Below are 15,334 nucleotides of genomic sequence, written 5' to 3'. Positions count from 1 at the left end.
CGAGTAACTACGGGCCTTGTCCGCGCACGACGCAGGCGGCAACATCGTCCGCACGCCCCAATCCCCGGTTCCACCCCCTGCGCGCGCAGGGCCGGCCGGGGCGTCGAGACACCCAGACCGGTGCGAGCGCCCGCAGTGACAGGAGCGCAGCACCGCACGCACCCCCGCGACCCAAGAGGAGCTTCTCGTGTCCGTAGCTCAGGGCAGCGCGGTGAAGGGCCGCACGCGATGGAAGCGTTTCGCAACCGTCGTCGTGCCTTCCGCCTTCATCGCCGGCGCCATCGTCTTCGGCCAGGCGACCGGCGCGATCGCCGCGTCGTTCAGCGTCTCCGGCCAGCAGTTCAAGGTCTCCGCCGACAAGCTCGAGGGCACCGGCTTCGTCCAGTACGGCGGCCTCGCCACGGAGAAGGGCGGCAACCCCGCCAACCCGGCCGACCCGAAGAACCACTTCGTCGCGGTCTCGGGCATCAAGTCCGCCAAGCTCTACAACCTGTGCCAGTCGGTGAAGGTCCCCGGCCTGCCCGTCAGCATGGTGATCCACGCCGGTCAGGCCGCTGGCGCCCCGGCCGAGGCGACCGACCTGCTGATCGACCTGACGTCGCTCAAGGGTGACGCCACGTTCGAGAACATCCAGATCGGCATCGACGCGTCGGACCTGAGCAAGGGCGGCCCGAACGCCAAGGGCCTGCAGGGCAGCTTCGCCCAGCAGGCGGACAGCGTGGTCATCACCAACCTGAAGCAGGTCGCCTGGTCGACCACGGCCGGCACGTTCAAGCTGACCGGTCTCGACCTGAGCCTCTCCACCGGTGGCACCCCCTTCGAGTGCTTCTAGCTCCACCGCCTGGGCCCGCGGCGTCACACCCGCGGGCCCAGTTGTTTGCAGTCAGTCTTTTCAGCTGGAGGACTCCGTGACCACTCCCCACCCTTCGCACGTCAAGCGTCGTGCTGGTGGCTTCAGCAAGTGGCGCGACTCGCGTCCTTTCTGGGGTGGGTTGTTCCTGCTCTTGTCAGGGCTGGAACTGTTCCTCAGCGCAAACCTGCAGCTCGCCCTGGAGGTCCATTTCGGTCCGACGGGCTTCCTGTCCTACGTCATCCCCGCGATGCTGCTGCTGTGCGGTCTGCTGACCTGGCTGTCGCCGGCGCAGCGGCTGTTCTACGGCATCCTGGGCACCCTCACCGCGCTGTACTCGATCATCGGGCTCAACCTGGGCGGCTTCTTCCTCGGCATGATCTTCGGCGTCATCGGCGGCGGCCTGGCCGCCTCCTGGTCGCCCGGGACCCCCGCGGAGCCCACCACCGCCGAAGATGACGACACGGCGACGTACGAGCCGGCGCAGCTCGACGACCTGCTCAGCGACGAACCGGACGAGCCGACCGGCTACGAGCGGCCGTCGCTGCGCAAGGAGACCGACGAGCCGACCCGGGAGCAGCCCGTCCCCCGGCACTCGTCGGGGGTGTTGACCGACTCGCTGCCGATCTCCCAGCGCAGCCCGCTGCACGACGCGCCGTCCTACGGCGGGGCCGGCAGCGCCGACGACGAGCGGCCGCCGTCGGGCAACGAGGACCTGCCGAGGCGGCGCGGGCTCGGCATCCCGCTGTTCGCGCTGCTGCTCACCGGCACCGTCGCGGGATCGGCCCTGTTCGGCGCGGCCCACGGCGGCACGCCGGCGTTCGCGGCGCCGGCCACCTGCGCCTCCCCGTCGGTGAAGCCGAGCACCGGCACCCAGCCGGCGCCCAGCGGCGGCGCGACGTCGGCGCCCGCGCCGGCATCGCCGAGCCCGAGCCCGTCGCCGACCAAGACCGCGGAGGAGAAGCCGGGCCTGTTCGACTGGCTCGGCGACCTCTTCGGCGGCGGTGACGACAAGAAGGCCGAGACCACCGCGTCGGCGACCGCGGCCCCGCCCGCGGCGCAGGCGGAGACGACCGCGTCCCCGGTCGCGCCGGCCACGACCTCGACGGCGACGAAGTCTCCCGCGAAGGCACCGTGCCCGAGCGCGTCGGCCACCCCGAACGACAAGAAGGCCCAGGTCGCGGCCGGTCAGCCCTTCGTGGCGTCGGCGCCGTCCATCCTCATCGCCGACCAGATGACGATGGACAGCCTCGTCTACGACGGGGTGGCGGAGCTGACGAAGAAGGACGGCAGCAAGGTCAAGGTGCTGGCGTTCAGCATGAAGAAGTCGGTGTCGACCCCGTTCGAGCTGCGGACCCCCGGAGCGCCGAGGCTGCTGCTGACGAAGAGCAGCAAGCTGACCGTCGAGGGCAACGTGAAGTTCTACACGTCGAAGTTCTCCGCGAACGTGCTGGGCATCCTGCCGCTGACCTTCACCCCGTCGTTCCCGCCGCCGCCGATCCCGCTGCCGGGGTACTACACCAACTGCAACATCGAGCTGGTGTACGTGCAGTCCAACGTCCTTCGGGCCCCCGGGCTGAGCATCGCCTACGCGTCCTGAACGGACTCATCGGCCAGCGCCGGTGGTGGAAGTCGATAGGTCACCGGCGTCTCCGACAGTCTGATCGGCGACGCCACCGACCTGGCACCATCGATGTCCACCACCGGCGCCAGGCCCAGCCGCTCCGCGAGCGCGATCCCCTCCGCCACCGTGTTCACCGGCCCGCAGGGCACGCCCGCCGATCCCAGCAGCTCGATCCAGTGCGTTGTCGGCCGGTGTACCGTCACCGCCTCGATCTGGGCGACGAGCGCCGCACGGCCGGCGACCCGCCCGGCGTTGGTGGCGAAACGGTCATCCGGCGGCAGCCCCAGCGCCGCTGAGAGCCGCTCGAACTGCCGGTCGTTGCCCACCGCCACCGCGAACTCGCCGTCGCTCGCCCGCAGCGTCTCGTAGGGCGCGATGCTGGGGTGCCGGTTGCCCATCCGCCGCGGCACAACGCCGGCGTTCAGGTGGGCGGAGGCCTGGTTGACCAGCCCGGCGAGCAGGCTGGACAGCAGGTCGACCTCGACCCGCTGCCCCCGGCCGGTCCGCTCCCGGGCGTAGAGCGCCGCCAGGACGCCCGCGGTCAGCTGCTGGCCGGCGAGCACGTCCACCAGCGCGACGCCCACCTTCGTCGGCGCGCCCGCCGGGTCGCCCGTGATCGACATCAGGCCGCCGACCGCCTGCACGAGGAAGTCGTACCCCGGGGCGTGGTGCCGCCGCCCGAAGCCGGTGACGCTGGCGTAGACGAGCCTGGGATTGCCGATCTGCTCGTAGCCCAGGCCGAAGCGCTCCATCGTGCCGGGCGCGAAGTTCTCCACCAGTACATCCGCCGCCGACGCCAACTCGAGCGCCTGTCGCCGGCCGTCGTCGGTGCCCAGATCCAGCGCCAGCCCGCGTTTGTTGCGGTTGACGGACAGGAAGTAGGTCGAGCGCCCGTCGGCGGCGAACGGCGGCCCCCACGACCTGGTGTCGTCGCCCGCGCCGGGCCGCTCCACCTTGACGACGTCGGCGCCGAGGTCGCCGAGCGTCATGGTGGCGATCGGCCCGGCGAGGACTCTGGAGAAGTCCGCGACGAGGATGCCGTCGAGGGGGCCCACGCTCTAGATTCTCTGCAGCGCGGCCCGCAGCGGGTCCAGGCCCAGCGAGCCGAGGTTGAGCGCGTCGCGGTGGAAGGCCTTCAGGTCGAAGTCGGCGCCCTTGCGGGCCCGGGCGTCGTCGCGGGCGGCGAGCCAGGCGCGCTCGCCGAGCTTGTACGCCGGCGCCTGGCCGGGCCAGCCCAGGTAGCGGTTGAGCTCGAAGCGCAGGCTCTTCTCCTCGACCCGGCAGTGCGCGCGCAGGAACTCCCAGCCCAGCTCCGGGGTCCACCGCTCGCCCGGCGCGAAGCCGAACGGGTTGTCGCGGGGGATCGGAAGCTCCAGGTGCATGCCGATGTCGATGATCACCCGGACGGCGCGGAACGCCTGGCCGTCGAGCATGCCGAGCTTGTCGCCCGGGTCGGCGAGGTAGCCCAGCTCGTCCATGAGCCGCTCCGCGTAGAGCGCCCAGCCCTCGCCGTGGCCGGACGACCACGCCAGGATGCGGCGCCACCGGTTGAGCAGCTCGGCCCGCACGTACGTCTGCCCGATCTGCAGGTGATGGCCGGGGACGCCCTCGTGGTAGACGGTGGTGACCTCGCGCCAGGTGGAGAACTCCTCGATGCCCTGCGGCACCGCCCACCACATGCGGCCCGGGCGGGAGAAGTCCTCGCTCGGCCCGGTGTAGTAGATGCCGCCGTCGGACGTCGGGGCCAGCATGCACTCGATCTGCCGGACCTGCTCGGGGATGTCGAAGTGCCGCCCGTGCAGCTCGCTCACGGTCGCGTCGGCGAGCGACTGCATCCAGTCGCGGAACGCCTCCTTGCCGCGGATCGTGCGGGCCGGGTCGGCGTCGAGCGCGGCGACCGCGTCGTCGACCGAGCCGCCGGGCACGATCTTGTCGGCGACGGTGCGCATCTCGCTCTCGAGGCGGGCGAGCTCCTCGAAGCCCCACGCGTACGCCTCGTCGAGGTCGACGGTGGCGCCGAGGAAGTAGCGGGAGGCAAGCTGGTAGCGCTCGCGCCCGGCGGCCTCCTTCTCCCGGCCCAGCGGCGCCAGCTCGCGGCGCAGGAACTCCGCGTGCGCGACGGTCGCGGCGCGGGCCGCCACCGCGTTGCGCGCCAGCTCCTCGGCGAGTGCGGTCTTGTGGCCGGCGCCGACCTTCGCGGCCAGGTCCGGGTAGAAGTTGTCACCCTCGGGATCGGCCCAGACCTCGCACTGCTTGGCGACCTCGATGATCTGCCGGGCCGGCGCCACGTGCCCCTGCTGCGCGGCGTGCAGCAGCGAGCGCTGCCACTGATCCAGCGCGACCGGCACCTCGGCCAGGCGGTCGCGGACGTTGGTCGCGGCCTCCTCGCCCTCGGTCGCCATGAGGTCGAACGAGCTCCGCACCCCGTGCAGCGGGCTGGAGATGACGTTGATGTCGCTGGTCATGTCGCCGGCCTCGAACCGCTCCAGGGCGAGCCCCAGGCGCTCCTGCATGGCCTCCCTGGCCACCCGCTCGCTCTCGCTGGTGGGCGTCTGCGCCGCGAGGGCGGCCAGGGTGCGCCGATCCAGGTCGGCGAGGGCTGCGAAACCGTCGGGCGACAGGTCGGTCAACCTGTCGTCATACCCGGCCACTCCGACGAAGGTCGCCCCGGTCGGGTCGAGGGGCGCCCACTGCTCGACATAGCTGTTGGCGATGTCATCGATAGATCCCACGCGCCGACCCTACGGGACTGCGTCCTGCGCTGTCGCCCTTGTCGAGGCCAATTCGCAACTGGTGGACTGACCTGCGCCCAGACGTCCGAAATCCGCGCGACTTTTTGTTTTCGGCGGGAGCAAAGTAAGGCCCATGACGTCTCCCGCTCCTGACGCGTCCCGCTGGCTCCCGGCCTTCCTGGCCGTCGCCCTGATCTGGGGCACCAGCTTCATGTTCATCAAGGACGCGCTGGTCGAGCTCGAGCCGGTGTACGTCGCCGGCTACCGGATCCTCCTCGGTGCGCTCACCCTGCTGATCTTCCTGTTCGCCCGCGGCCTGCGCCCGCCGCGAGGGCTCCGCCTCTGGGTCCACCTGTTCGTCTACGCGACCGTCGCCACCACGGTGCCCTTCACGCTCTTCGGCTACGCGGAGCAGCGGGTCCCGTCGGTCCTCGCCGGCATCTGGAACGGCACCGCCCCGCTCACCACGCTCGTCGTGACCCTGGTCGCGATGCGGTCCGAGCGCCCCTCCCGGCGGCAGATCCTCGGACTTCTCGCCGGTTTCGCCGGTGTACTGGTGGTCCTCGGCGTCTGGAACGGGGTCGGCGGCTCGTCGCTGGCCGGCCAGCTGATGCTCCTCGGCGCGGTCACCTGCTACGGCATCGCGTTCAACTACACCCGCTGGCTCATGAAGAACTTCGAGCTGTCGGCCCTGCAGCTGTCGGTCGGCCAGCTCACCATGTCGACGCTGCAGCTGCTGGTCGCGGCGCCGCTGATCGCCGGGGCGCCGCCGTCGCCGCTGTCGCACTCGCCGCGGGTCTACCTGGCGGTCGTCGCGCTCGGCGTGTTCGGCACCGGGATCGCCTTCGCCCTGAACAACCACGTCGTGCGGACCGCCGGGATCACCACCGGCTCGATGGTGACCTACCTGCCGCCCTTCGTCGGCGCCGTGGCTGGCGTCGTCGTCCTGCACGAGCACCTGACCTGGAACCAGCCGGTCGGCGGCATCATCGTCCTGTGCGGCGTCGGCATCTCGCAGGGGCTATTTGTGCGACTGGGTCCAGCTCTTAAGCTCGGCGGCCGGAAGCGTGTTGACGATCCGGTCGAGCGGCACCCCGCAGGCGACGGCGCGCGCGCAGCCGTTTGACAGCCAGTCGAGCTGCCCGGGCGCGTGCGCGTCGGTGTCGATCGAGAACTTGCAGTTTTGTTCAAGGGCGAGTCGCAGCAGCCGCTTCGGAGGGTCGAGCCGCTCCGGCCGCGAGTTGATCTCGATCGCCTTGTCGTGCTCAGCCGCTGCTGCGAACACCTGCTCCGGATGGAACCGGCTTTCTGGCCTGGTGCCACGACCGCCCGTGATAAGGCGACCCGTGCAGTGGCCCAGAATGTCCAGGTGCGGGTTGGCCAGAGCGGTGACCATGCGGCGGGTCATCACGTCCGGCTCGTCCTTCAGGTTGCTGTGCACCGACCCGACCACCACGTCGAGCCGCTCCAGCAGCTCGTCGGTCTGGTCGAGCGAGCCGTCGGCGAGGATGTCGACCTCGATGCCCGTCAGGATCCGGAACTGCATGCCCAGTTCCGCGAAGCCCGCGTTGAGGTCGGCGACCACGTCGAGCTGCTCGGCGAGCCGCTCCGCCGACAGCCCCCGGGCCACCGTCAGCCGCGGCGAGTGGTCGGTGAGCACCAGGTACTCGTGCCCGATGGCGGCCGCCGCCAGGGCCATCTCGTCGATCGGCGACCCGCCGTCGGACCAGTCCGAGTGCGCGTGGCAGTCGCCGCGCAGCGCCGCCAGCATCGCGGCGGTCGCCTCGTCGAGGTCCTGCCCCGCGGTCGACTCCAGGCGGCGCAGGTAGACCGGCTCCTCGCCGGCGAGCGACTCGACCACGCACCGGGCGGTCACCTCGCCGACGCCCTGCAGGTCCTTCAGCGTGCCGTTGCCCGCCCGCGCGGCCAGCTCGCCCTCCGGCAGCTTCGCCAGGGTCGCCGCCGCGCCGCGGAACGCGCGCACCCGGTAGGTCTTCTCGCCGGCTCGCTCCAGCAGGAACGCGATGCGCCGCAGATCGGCGAGCGGATCCCTCATGCCCTAGAAGGTAGTGCTCCTCGACGGCCGGTGCGCGACCACCGTCCGTGTCCTCGTCAGTGTCGCGAACGGGTTGGCGAACTGCAGCACCAGCGCCTTGTGCCGGGACTCCGGCCGGCAGGTGATCATCAGCAGCTGGTCGCCGCCGCGCACGTCCCAGAACGTGCCGTCGTGCACGCCCGCCGTGATCACGCCGTCGATGTGCAGCGCCCCCGGCCGCAGCCGCTTGGCCACCGCCGGCGCCTCGGACCGCGGCACGATCCTGATCGAGGCGATCTCCTCGACCGGCACCTCGACCCTTCCTGTCCCGGTCCACCAGCTGTCCAGCCCCTGCGGCTCGATGACCAGGGCCGTGTCGGTGACCGTCAGCTGCAGGTTTGTCGGAATTCTCATCAACGCGACCGGCCCGGCCGTCAACAGACCCAAGACCGTCGCGAGCGCCAATCCGGTGCTCATAACCGCGAATGTACGCGCGTCAACGTTTCGTGTTGGCCGTTTCCGAAAATCATGACCGTTGGGAGTTGACATGCGAACGATCGACTGGATCGACGACGCCGTAGTCCTTATCGACCAGACCCTGCTGCCATCTGAGCTGGTCCACCTCCGCCTGTCCACTGTGGATGAACTGGTCGACGCCATCAAACGCCTGGCCGTGCGCGGCGCGCCGGCCCTCGGCGTCGCCGGCGCGATGGGCGTCGCCCTGGCGGCCGCCTCGTCCTCCGACCCCGCGGTCGTCCGCGATCTGGTGCACCGCCTGGCCACCGCCCGCCCGACCGCCGTCAATCTCGCCCGCGGCGTCGACCGCGCCGCCGCCCACCTGCCGTCCTTCCCCGCCGTGCTGGCCGAGGCGCTGCGCGTGCGCGACGAGGAGATCCACTCCTCCACCGAGATGGCCCGCCGCGGCGCCGACCTGGTCACCTCCCTCTGCGGCCCGTCCGCCCGCCTCCTGACCCACTGCAACACCGGCGCCCTGGCCACCGTCGTCGGCGGCACCGCCCTCGCCGTCGCCTTCGAGCTGCACCGCCGCGGCACCCTCGCGAGCGTCACCGCCAGCGAGACCCGCCCCCTCCTGCAGGGCGCCCGCCTGACCACCTGGGAGCTCGCCCAGGCCGGCATCCCCCACCGCCTCTCCGTCGACTCCGCCGGCCCCTTCCTCATGGCCCGCGGCGAGATCGACGCCGTCATCCTCGGCGCCGACCGCATCTGCGCCAACGGCGACGTGGTCAACAAGGTCGGCAGCTACGCCCACGCCCTGGGCGCCCGCGCCGCCGGCATCCCCTTCATCTGCGTCGCCCCCGAATCCACCGTCGACCTCTCCACCCCCACCGGCGCCGACGTGGAGATCGAGGACCGCGGCCCCGCCGAAGTCGTCGGCACCACCGCCCCTCCAACCACCCCCGCGGTGAACCCCGCCTTCGACGTAACCCCCGCCTCCCTGGTCACCGCCATCGTCACCGACACCCGCATCTGGTACCCCACCCCACCCCGCCCGCCCCACCACGCCACCGACGCCCCACGCACCGCCCCCTCGCGCCTGCCCCACCCCGCAACCCACCCCGCCCTCGAGCAATGACCACAAGCCACGTGCCCGCGTCGTCATACGGCGACGTCGCAGTGCCGTGAGTTGCTGCGGGCTGCCACCGAGCACCGCGTCGCGCACGTCCTCAGCCAGCTGCTGTTGCTCACGTTCGGACCGCAGACGGTCGTCGGCGAAGCGTTCGCCGACGTGCGCGACGTGCGACGCGTGTACATCTACGGTTCCTGGGCGGCGCGGCACGACGGCCAACCGGGAGCCCTGCCCAACGACGTGGATGTGCTGGTGGTGGGTACCCCCGCGCGTGCCGCCGTCTACGAAGCGGCGGACGCCGCACAGGACCGCCTCGGCCTGCCTGTGAACCCGACGATGCGGTCGCCGCAGCAGTGGCAGGATGCTTCGGACGCCCTCGTCCAACAGATCAAGGCGTCGCCCTTGGTAACAATCATCGACCGTGACGCCACCGACTAGCCCACGGCGGCGCACGAAAGCCACTTCCGCGGGTTCGGCGCCCTGCGGAGGCGTCGCAACGAATTGGAGTACCTGTCCGCCCAGGAAACCGGCACCACTGCGGCCGAGGTGACGGAGGCACACGCCGAGGCCCAGTCGATCGTCGAAGCTGCCACCAAGCTTCTGCCACACCTGAGCTTCTTCTGACGGCAGGTCCAGCGCGTGCGAACTGCCGCACACCACCGGGTGATCACAACTGCGACGGACTGAGACCAAAACGCCGAACGCCCGGCGTCGTCTGGGACGACGACCCGGGCGTTCGCGCTGGCCTTGGTGCGGTGGCGCGGGGATTCGAACCCCGGGAAGGCTTGCACCTTCACACGCTTTCGAGGTCTGCCCACCAGCGTCCGGTAGCGGCCCGGACCGTCCGTGACCTGCGCCTGGGGAGGCACGCCGGACGCTCATGGTGCTGACGGACGTTGGCGAATGAGACGACAACTGAGACGACGAGATCCCGGCCCAAGCTGGTGCCAGCCGCTCGGAGGCAGACCGGGCGCACTCGGTAGTTTAGAGTCGTAGCGGCGGGTGGGACGTCTTTGGAGTGGTACATAATGACCTTGCAGGGCGAGATCGATGCCGGACGGTCAACCGTCAAGGCGGATGCATACTCCATGTCGATCGGCGAGCTGATCAACCTATACCGCAGTCGTGAGCTGGTCATTCGACCCGAGTTTCAGCGACTTTTCCGTTGGTCGCAGGAGAAGAAGTCGCGTCTCATTGAAAGTATCCTGCTCGGAATTCCCCTGCCATCAGTTTTTGTGATGCAACGCCACGATGGAGTTTGGGAACTGATCGACGGCCTTCAGAGGATTTCGACGATCCTGGAGTTCACGGGTGAACTTCTAGATGAGGATAACGGCGAGCCGCGCCCCCCGAGCACTCTTACGGCAACAAAATATCTGCCGTCTTTGCATGGCATGACGTTCGAGTCCGACGAAGGTCCGACGCTCAGTGCAGGACAGCGAATTGGCTTTAAACGAAGCAAAATAGACGTCAAAATCTTGTTGCCCGAAAGTGACGAAAAGGCCAAGTATGAGCTTTTCGACAGGCTGAATTCCGGAGGTGAGAGCGCGTCAGCGCAGGAAGTAAGAAATGTTCAGCTCATCATGGCCGACCGATCATTCTTTAAATGGATTATGGGCCTTCGTGCCGTCGACGGCTTTCAAGAGTGCACCCTTATGTCAACACGTCAAGCTGAGCAGCAGTACGATGTTGAGCTCGTATGTCGATACCTTGCACTCTCGCGTAGCACGGACTTTGAACTTCGCGCAATGCCAGACGTGGACAGTTTCCTAACGGACAAGATGCTAGCCTTCGCCGTCGACTCAACGCTGGATCGCGACGATGTCGCCAGCAAGTTCAGCAGCATCTTCTCCATGCTTAGCGCTGCCCTGGGATCCGAATCGTTTCGTCGGTATGACGCTTCGAAGAAGCGGTTCATGGGCGGATTCTCGGTTTCGGCATATGAGGCCATAACAGCAGGTGTTGGACACAACATAGACGCCTGGCTGACAACGGGCAATCGTGATGAGAAACTGCGGAACAAGGTTGCATTGCTCTGGTCGCTGCCTGCTTTTAAGACTCAAGCAAGAGGCGGTGTCCGCGGTACGACCAGGATTCCAGCCATTGTTCCCGCCGCGAAGAATCACTTCAAACCGTGAGAGTAAGGACGCTCGACGCGTTGGACGAGGTCATTTCAACCGACCTTGCCTGGCGAAAGAAGGAGATGTCTGTCTTCAGAAACCAGGTACAACGCGCCGACCGGCATATCCAACGTGCGCTTCTCAGGGGTGCGGTAGCTTTGCTTTATGCGCATTGGGAAGGTTTTGTAAAAAATGCCGCCCATGCCTACCTTTGCTACCTGTCGAAACTAAATCTCACATGGGATCAGCTCCGGCCTGAGCTCGTCGGACTTTCCCTCCGGAGTGAGGTGACGAAGCTTGGGACGGCTGGACGCTCAAGTATTCACACCGCAGTAGTTCGACAATTGCGAGAGCTTGCTGGTGAACCGGCGCGTATTCCCGATACGCGAGACGCTGTGCGAACTCTCTCGAACTTGAATTTCGATCGACTTGAAGACATTCTGGTATCAATAGGTTGTGATTGCACCAGATACGAACCGCTCCGCGACCTTATTGACGAGCAATTACTTGCGTCGCGTAATCGCATAGCTCACGGCGAGAACGATTTTATAGCGCTCACCGACTGGGTTGATTTACGTCAAGAAATCCTGAGCGTAATGGACGATATCGCCCGCCAAATTCTCAATAGCGCCGCTCTTAAATCATATCGCGCCTAAGTGGCAGAAATTCATACTCGGGGTAGCAGAGCGCGCCGTAGTTGGGATCACAGGGGGGCCAATTCCGCCACGACAACTCGCTACCAGCACGTTACGTCCCACGTTAGGCGAGATATTGCCAATAGAATTGGCGGACTGATCTGGAAAGCTGAGTAGTCTAGCTCTCGCCGGACGAAAATTTTACTTTCCGTCGGTCGACCCAATGTCCATATTCGTCCGGCCTGGTGCACGGACAAGGTACATCCCACTCATCTGCCCTGTAGTTGATTTGAATCTTGTCCACCATCCTCATTCGAAGTGAGCCGAGGTGGATTTGAGTGATGCCCAACGCCTCCAGCTCTCCACTCCCGAACTCAGTCGTGCCGCCGCTACTCCAAGACCCCTGGCAAGTGAATCGGTAAGGTCGATTAGCTCGGTTTTCGACCTCAGCAACAAGACCGTGATCACCCGTGCGGGGATTAACCACCTCCCGGTATGAAACCCGTACAGCAGGCGCGAGTTCATCATGACGACGCTCGACCTCGATCTTCGCCATCGTTTCTAGTCGTTCATTCGATCCGTCATTGCCGTCGGCATCTACGGACATGTCGCGAATTAGTAGATCGATTAGAGCGCTTAGATATATGATTTTGTCGAGAAACACCTCGACCTCGACAGGGGTGAACTTCCGCATCCCATGAACTAGTTCATTTCGCGCCATACGCAAAGTTGCTAGGTCTTCGACTGCTGCCCGGTCGAAGCGATGTGATGCGTAAATCAACTTTAGGGCATCGTCAAGGAACCTGCTAGACAGCTTTCCGCTAGCTCGCTCCGAGAGTTGGGCAAGCCGGCGTTCAATTGAGTGCCAGCCCTTCAATAGCTGAATTTCCGCTACATCATTGGCGTTCACGAGCTGACCGATTCGCGGTGCACTAATACCGAGATCTTGTGAAAGTTCCTTGTATGAGCGACCTTGCGCATAGAGGGCGGCAATAGCTCGCGCCCTTATGACCGCCAGCCGATCAATCTCTTCTTGATGCTCGGCTAGGGCGGCGGTCGTCAAGTTGAACAGTTCTAGCGGGTCTTCAACTGTGAACAAGTCCTCAGAATTGATCATGGTTCTCCTTGCCGACCGTGCGGTCAACCTGCAAGACTAGATGCACCCGTAGCTAGGGGACTCACTGGGCGAAGGTCCGGTCCAAAGGGGGAGCGTCGTCAGCGCTCCCCCTTTGTGTATGGGAGTCGACCGCTGAGGCATCCGCACTGATGGCAGTCTCGGGTAGCGGGAGGGGTGTCGTCAGCACCCCTCCCGCCTGCGGCGCGGAGGCAATGGGATTCGAACCCATGGAGCCCACCCGTAGCTAGGGGGCTCAACAGCTTTTCAGGCCGTCCCAATAGACCGCTCTGGCAAACCTCCCTGAGGCCGCCTACTTGAACATTAGGGCGTTAGGCCCACCCTGTCAAGCATATAGGGGGGCTTGTCGGCGCCCGCGCCTCCGACGGTTGAGGCTTCTGCGTGCCTCGGCGACTTCTTGCCGGACGCCGATGACCGCGCCCTCGCTGCGTGGCGTCGGAGGTCTGGCGTATCGATTGAGACGACAACTGAGACTAGCGATCTTGAGACGGCGAACGCCCGGCTCGTCCGTGAGGACGACCGGGCGTTTGACCTGGCCTTGGTGCGGTGGCGCGGGGATTCGAACCCCGGGAAGGCTTGCACCTTCACACGCTTTCGAGGTCTGAGAGGCATTGTCCGAGGTGGTACACCACCGTCCGTGACCAGTGTCGGCGGTGCTCCGCACTCACCGGCGGACCCCCGCGAACGGTGGCGAATGAGACCAGAAATGAGACCGCTACCGAACCCCCCACGCGCCATCCTGTTCTAGTCGTGGCGATCAGACCGAGCAGGTCCGCCAGGGTAGTCAGCCCCGCGCTGGTTGAGGCGTGCCGGCCGACCGAGGCACCCACCGTCAGCGCGCGCCGACCGGCCCGACACCGGTGCGCCGCGCGGGGACTCGAACCCCTGACCCCCACACTGCCAGGACCGGACTCACCAACGCCCCCCACCTGCGTGCAGGTCAGAGGCGTACGACCCACACGACTTCCCGTGATTCCCCGCCAGCGCCCCTGACCGACCACACCATCTGGCGCGGATGTGGCACGGCAGGAACGACGCTGACCGCTGGGACGACGCGTGCGCGGTATGGCTGGGACATTGGGTGTTTCAGCTCGCTTGTGCCAGCCGCCCATCGAGTCGCTCGCCGGCTGGCTGCTTGCGTGGACGGCGCTTCTCTTGTCGCTGCCGCATCGGCGGCAACTCCTCAGCGACGCCTCCCAGCGCTGTCACCGCCTCTGCGCGAGGTAGATACAAGAGGCCTTCGTCTCCTAGCGCGACGGTCGCGGTTGCTCGCTGCGGGCGAGCATTGAGCGCCGTAGCGAGCGCTTGGCCCAGCGCCCTTGCCAGGAGCGGCGGAACTGAGTTCCCGATTTGACGGTGCGAATGCCAGTTAGTGCCGTTGAACCTAAACCAGTCGGGATAGGAGTGGAGCCTGGCAGCCTCTCTCGCAGTGATCACGCGCGGTTGCGTGGGATGAAGCGGGCGAGGTGAGCTGAACGAGCCGCGCTCACTACCGGTTCCTGCACGCAGGGTGCGCGCCAATCCATCAGACCGGAGGCGGAAACTTCGGCTGATGGACTCCTCCGTTCCCGGCAGAGTGGCGGCGAACCGTTCGCGGGACTCCTGGCTGTGCACCGTGACCAGGCTGCATGTCAAGACCGCTGGATCCCAATCCCGCCGCCGGGAGCGGTCCTGCGGGTCGTGATCAAGGCCCGCGAGCACCCGAGCGTAAGTCGACTCCGTCTTTTCGCGTCGGGCAAGGTCGGCGTGCCTCAGCTGAGCCGTGTCCTTATCCAAGAGACCTGGATAGCTCAACGGGTTCGGAAGGCCGTCGAGAGCCTCCCCGACCGTTACCTGCAGGCCGACAGGTGCGGGAAGGCTAGGCGCCGTGCCGTCGAGGACTCCGAACACGACGACGCGCTTGCGGTTCTGCGGCACGCCGTAGTGGGCGGCATTCAAGATGGCGTCCGTCGGGGAGAGGTTGTAACCGGCATCGCGCAGTAGACCAAATGCACGGTCTCGTACATCGTCGAACTGAGGTAGAAGCAGACCGGGCACGTTCTCCAAGCAGACTGTGCGGGGTCTGATCTCGACGACCAGGCGGGCGAACTCCAGTAGTAGGTCGTTGCGCTCGTCGTCGCGCTGCTTTCGGCCCATCACGCTGAAGCCTTGACAGGATGGGCCTCCTATCACCGCATCGACCACACCGTCCCAGGCAGGTCCGGTGGGCCGGTGGCGCCGCCAGCCCTGTCGGGCTCCGGCGAGAAGTTCCTCGCCCGTGACCCGTCGAGCGTCCCGGCAGAGAACCTTGGTGAGGGGGAAGTTGAAGGCGTGCGTGGCGGCGTGCACCGGGTCATATTCCAGTGCCGCCAGTACGTCGAATCCTGCCTGCTCAAAGCCGAGACTGAGCCCGCCGACACCCCCGAAGAGATCGATCGCGGTGAGTCTGCGGCGCGTCACGGGGGGTGCGGCCGTATCCACCGGGGCCTCCTGGGGGTTCGTCTTCAGTGTGTGGTGAAGACGATCGCACACACGGATGCGATCTGGCCACTCGGCGCGCCGTTGATCAACCGAACGTCCCCCTCCCCAAGCACGTTCGGCCATGACAAGATGTGTGTCGTCGATCACGGAGGGAG

14 protein-coding genes and 2 tRNA genes are annotated in these 15,334 nt (G+C 66.8%); 8 read left to right on the top strand and 8 right to left on the bottom strand.

Annotation, left to right across the window (positions count from 1 at the left end):
• The first annotated feature begins 187 nt into the window (after nucleotides 1-187).
• Together AB0J72_RS19985 and AB0J72_RS19980 are read left to right on the top strand one after the other, a co-directional pair.
• Nucleotides 188-832, top strand: coding sequence for a DUF6230 family protein (locus tag AB0J72_RS19985; RefSeq protein WP_344501279.1), 645 nt, complete (start codon nucleotides 188-190; stop codon nucleotides 830-832).
• Nucleotides 807-2,450, top strand: coding sequence for a DUF6114 domain-containing protein (locus tag AB0J72_RS19980; protein ID WP_363400697.1), 1,644 nt, complete (start codon nucleotides 807-809; stop codon nucleotides 2,448-2,450). The genes AB0J72_RS19985 and AB0J72_RS19980 overlap by 26 nt, the downstream gene beginning before the upstream one ends.
• Here the strand turns inward: AB0J72_RS19980 and AB0J72_RS19975 are convergent.
• Nucleotides 2,438-3,529 carry a CoA transferase gene (locus AB0J72_RS19975; RefSeq protein WP_363400695.1) on the bottom strand — a complete coding sequence of 364 codons (1,092 nt, stop codon included), beginning with the start codon at nucleotides 3,527-3,529 and terminating at the stop codon, nucleotides 2,438-2,440. The genes AB0J72_RS19980 and AB0J72_RS19975 overlap by 13 nt on opposite strands.
• A gap of 3 nt (nucleotides 3,530-3,532) precedes the next feature.
• Nucleotides 3,533-5,206 carry a DUF885 domain-containing protein gene (locus AB0J72_RS19970; RefSeq protein WP_363400693.1) on the bottom strand — a complete coding sequence of 558 codons (1,674 nt, stop codon included), beginning with the start codon at nucleotides 5,204-5,206 and terminating at the stop codon, nucleotides 3,533-3,535.
• 133 nt (nucleotides 5,207-5,339) lie between these two features.
• On the opposite strand from AB0J72_RS19970, the gene AB0J72_RS19965 reads away from it, so the two are divergent.
• Nucleotides 5,340-6,332 carry a DMT family transporter gene (locus tag AB0J72_RS19965; protein WP_363400691.1) on the top strand — a complete coding sequence of 331 codons (993 nt, stop codon included), beginning with the start codon at nucleotides 5,340-5,342 and terminating at the stop codon, nucleotides 6,330-6,332.
• Here AB0J72_RS19965 and AB0J72_RS19960 read toward each other — a convergent pair.
• Together AB0J72_RS19960 and AB0J72_RS19955 are read right to left on the bottom strand one after the other, a co-directional pair.
• The gene (locus AB0J72_RS19960) at nucleotides 6,228-7,262 is read right to left on the bottom strand and encodes a PHP domain-containing protein (RefSeq protein ID WP_363400689.1); all 1,035 of its coding nucleotides are present in this window, start codon (nucleotides 7,260-7,262) and stop codon (nucleotides 6,228-6,230) included. The genes AB0J72_RS19965 and AB0J72_RS19960 overlap by 105 nt on opposite strands.
• 3 nt (nucleotides 7,263-7,265) lie before the next feature.
• The gene (locus tag AB0J72_RS19955; protein WP_344501285.1) at nucleotides 7,266-7,655 is read right to left on the bottom strand and encodes a hypothetical protein; all 390 of its coding nucleotides are present in this window, start codon (nucleotides 7,653-7,655) and stop codon (nucleotides 7,266-7,268) included.
• A 133-nt stretch (nucleotides 7,656-7,788) separates the two neighbouring features.
• Between AB0J72_RS19955 and mtnA the strand changes: the two genes are divergently transcribed.
• The 5 genes from mtnA (at nucleotide 7,789) to AB0J72_RS19930 (ending at nucleotide 11,605) form a co-directional block, all read left to right on the top strand.
• Nucleotides 7,789-8,835 (top strand): S-methyl-5-thioribose-1-phosphate isomerase, encoded by a 1,047-nt coding sequence (gene mtnA, locus AB0J72_RS19950; protein WP_363400687.1) that lies wholly within the window; start codon nucleotides 7,789-7,791, stop codon nucleotides 8,833-8,835.
• A 51-nt stretch (nucleotides 8,836-8,886) separates the two neighbouring features.
• Nucleotides 8,887-9,267 (top strand): hypothetical protein, encoded by a 381-nt coding sequence (locus tag AB0J72_RS19945; RefSeq protein ID WP_363400685.1) that lies wholly within the window; start codon nucleotides 8,887-8,889, stop codon nucleotides 9,265-9,267.
• Nucleotides 9,268-9,330: 63 nt separating this feature from the next.
• Nucleotides 9,331-9,453 (top strand): hypothetical protein, encoded by a 123-nt coding sequence (locus AB0J72_RS19940; protein ID WP_363400684.1) that lies wholly within the window; start codon nucleotides 9,331-9,333, stop codon nucleotides 9,451-9,453.
• 410 nt (nucleotides 9,454-9,863) lie between these two features.
• On the top strand, nucleotides 9,864-10,967 hold the full coding sequence (locus AB0J72_RS19935; RefSeq protein WP_363400682.1) for a DUF262 domain-containing protein: 1,104 nt from the start codon (nucleotides 9,864-9,866) through the stop codon (nucleotides 10,965-10,967).
• A gap of 20 nt (nucleotides 10,968-10,987) precedes the next feature.
• The gene (locus AB0J72_RS19930; RefSeq protein ID WP_363400680.1) at nucleotides 10,988-11,605 is read left to right on the top strand and encodes an MAE_28990/MAE_18760 family HEPN-like nuclease; all 618 of its coding nucleotides are present in this window, start codon (nucleotides 10,988-10,990) and stop codon (nucleotides 11,603-11,605) included.
• 157 nt (nucleotides 11,606-11,762) lie between these two features.
• Here the strand turns inward: AB0J72_RS19930 and AB0J72_RS19925 are convergent, their stop codons facing one another.
• From AB0J72_RS19925 to AB0J72_RS19910, 4 genes are all read right to left on the bottom strand, one after another.
• Nucleotides 11,763-12,701: a hypothetical protein gene (locus AB0J72_RS19925; RefSeq protein WP_363400678.1), complete on the bottom strand. Its 939-nt coding sequence runs from the start codon at nucleotides 12,699-12,701 to the stop codon at nucleotides 11,763-11,765.
• Between the two features lie 204 nt (nucleotides 12,702-12,905).
• Nucleotides 12,906-13,001: transfer RNA gene (locus AB0J72_RS19920), tRNA-Phe, on the bottom strand.
• 262 nt (nucleotides 13,002-13,263) lie between these two features.
• A tRNA-Ser gene (locus AB0J72_RS19915) sits at nucleotides 13,264-13,352 on the bottom strand.
• Nucleotides 13,353-13,805: 453 nt separating this feature from the next.
• Nucleotides 13,806-15,326 (bottom strand): DNA cytosine methyltransferase, encoded by a 1,521-nt coding sequence (locus tag AB0J72_RS19910; RefSeq protein ID WP_363400676.1) that lies wholly within the window; start codon nucleotides 15,324-15,326, stop codon nucleotides 13,806-13,808.
• Nucleotides 15,327-15,334: the final 8 nt, after the last annotated feature.

Source organism: Dactylosporangium sp. NPDC049742, assembly GCF_040674675.1.
Classification (GTDB): Bacteria; Actinomycetota; Actinomycetes; order Mycobacteriales; family Micromonosporaceae; genus Dactylosporangium; species Dactylosporangium maewongense.
This window is presented reverse-complemented; position numbering and strand designations above follow the sequence as displayed.

Bases quoted from the DNA above. Each gene is read 5' to 3' on its own strand.
- AB0J72_RS19925 (WP_363400678.1), bottom strand. From the start codon at position 12,701: ATGATCAATTCTGAGGACTTGTTCACAGTTGAAGACCCGCTAGAACTG.
- mtnA (WP_363400687.1), top strand. From the start codon at position 7,789: ATGCGAACGATCGACTGGATCGACGACGCCGTAGTCCTTATCGACCAG.
- AB0J72_RS19965 (WP_363400691.1), top strand. From the start codon at position 5,340: ATGACGTCTCCCGCTCCTGACGCGTCCCGCTGGCTCCCGGCCTTCCTG.
- AB0J72_RS19955 (WP_344501285.1), bottom strand. From the start codon at position 7,655: ATGAGAATTCCGACAAACCTGCAGCTGACGGTCACCGACACGGCCCTG.
- AB0J72_RS19960 (WP_363400689.1), bottom strand. From the start codon at position 7,262: ATGAGGGATCCGCTCGCCGATCTGCGGCGCATCGCGTTCCTGCTGGAG.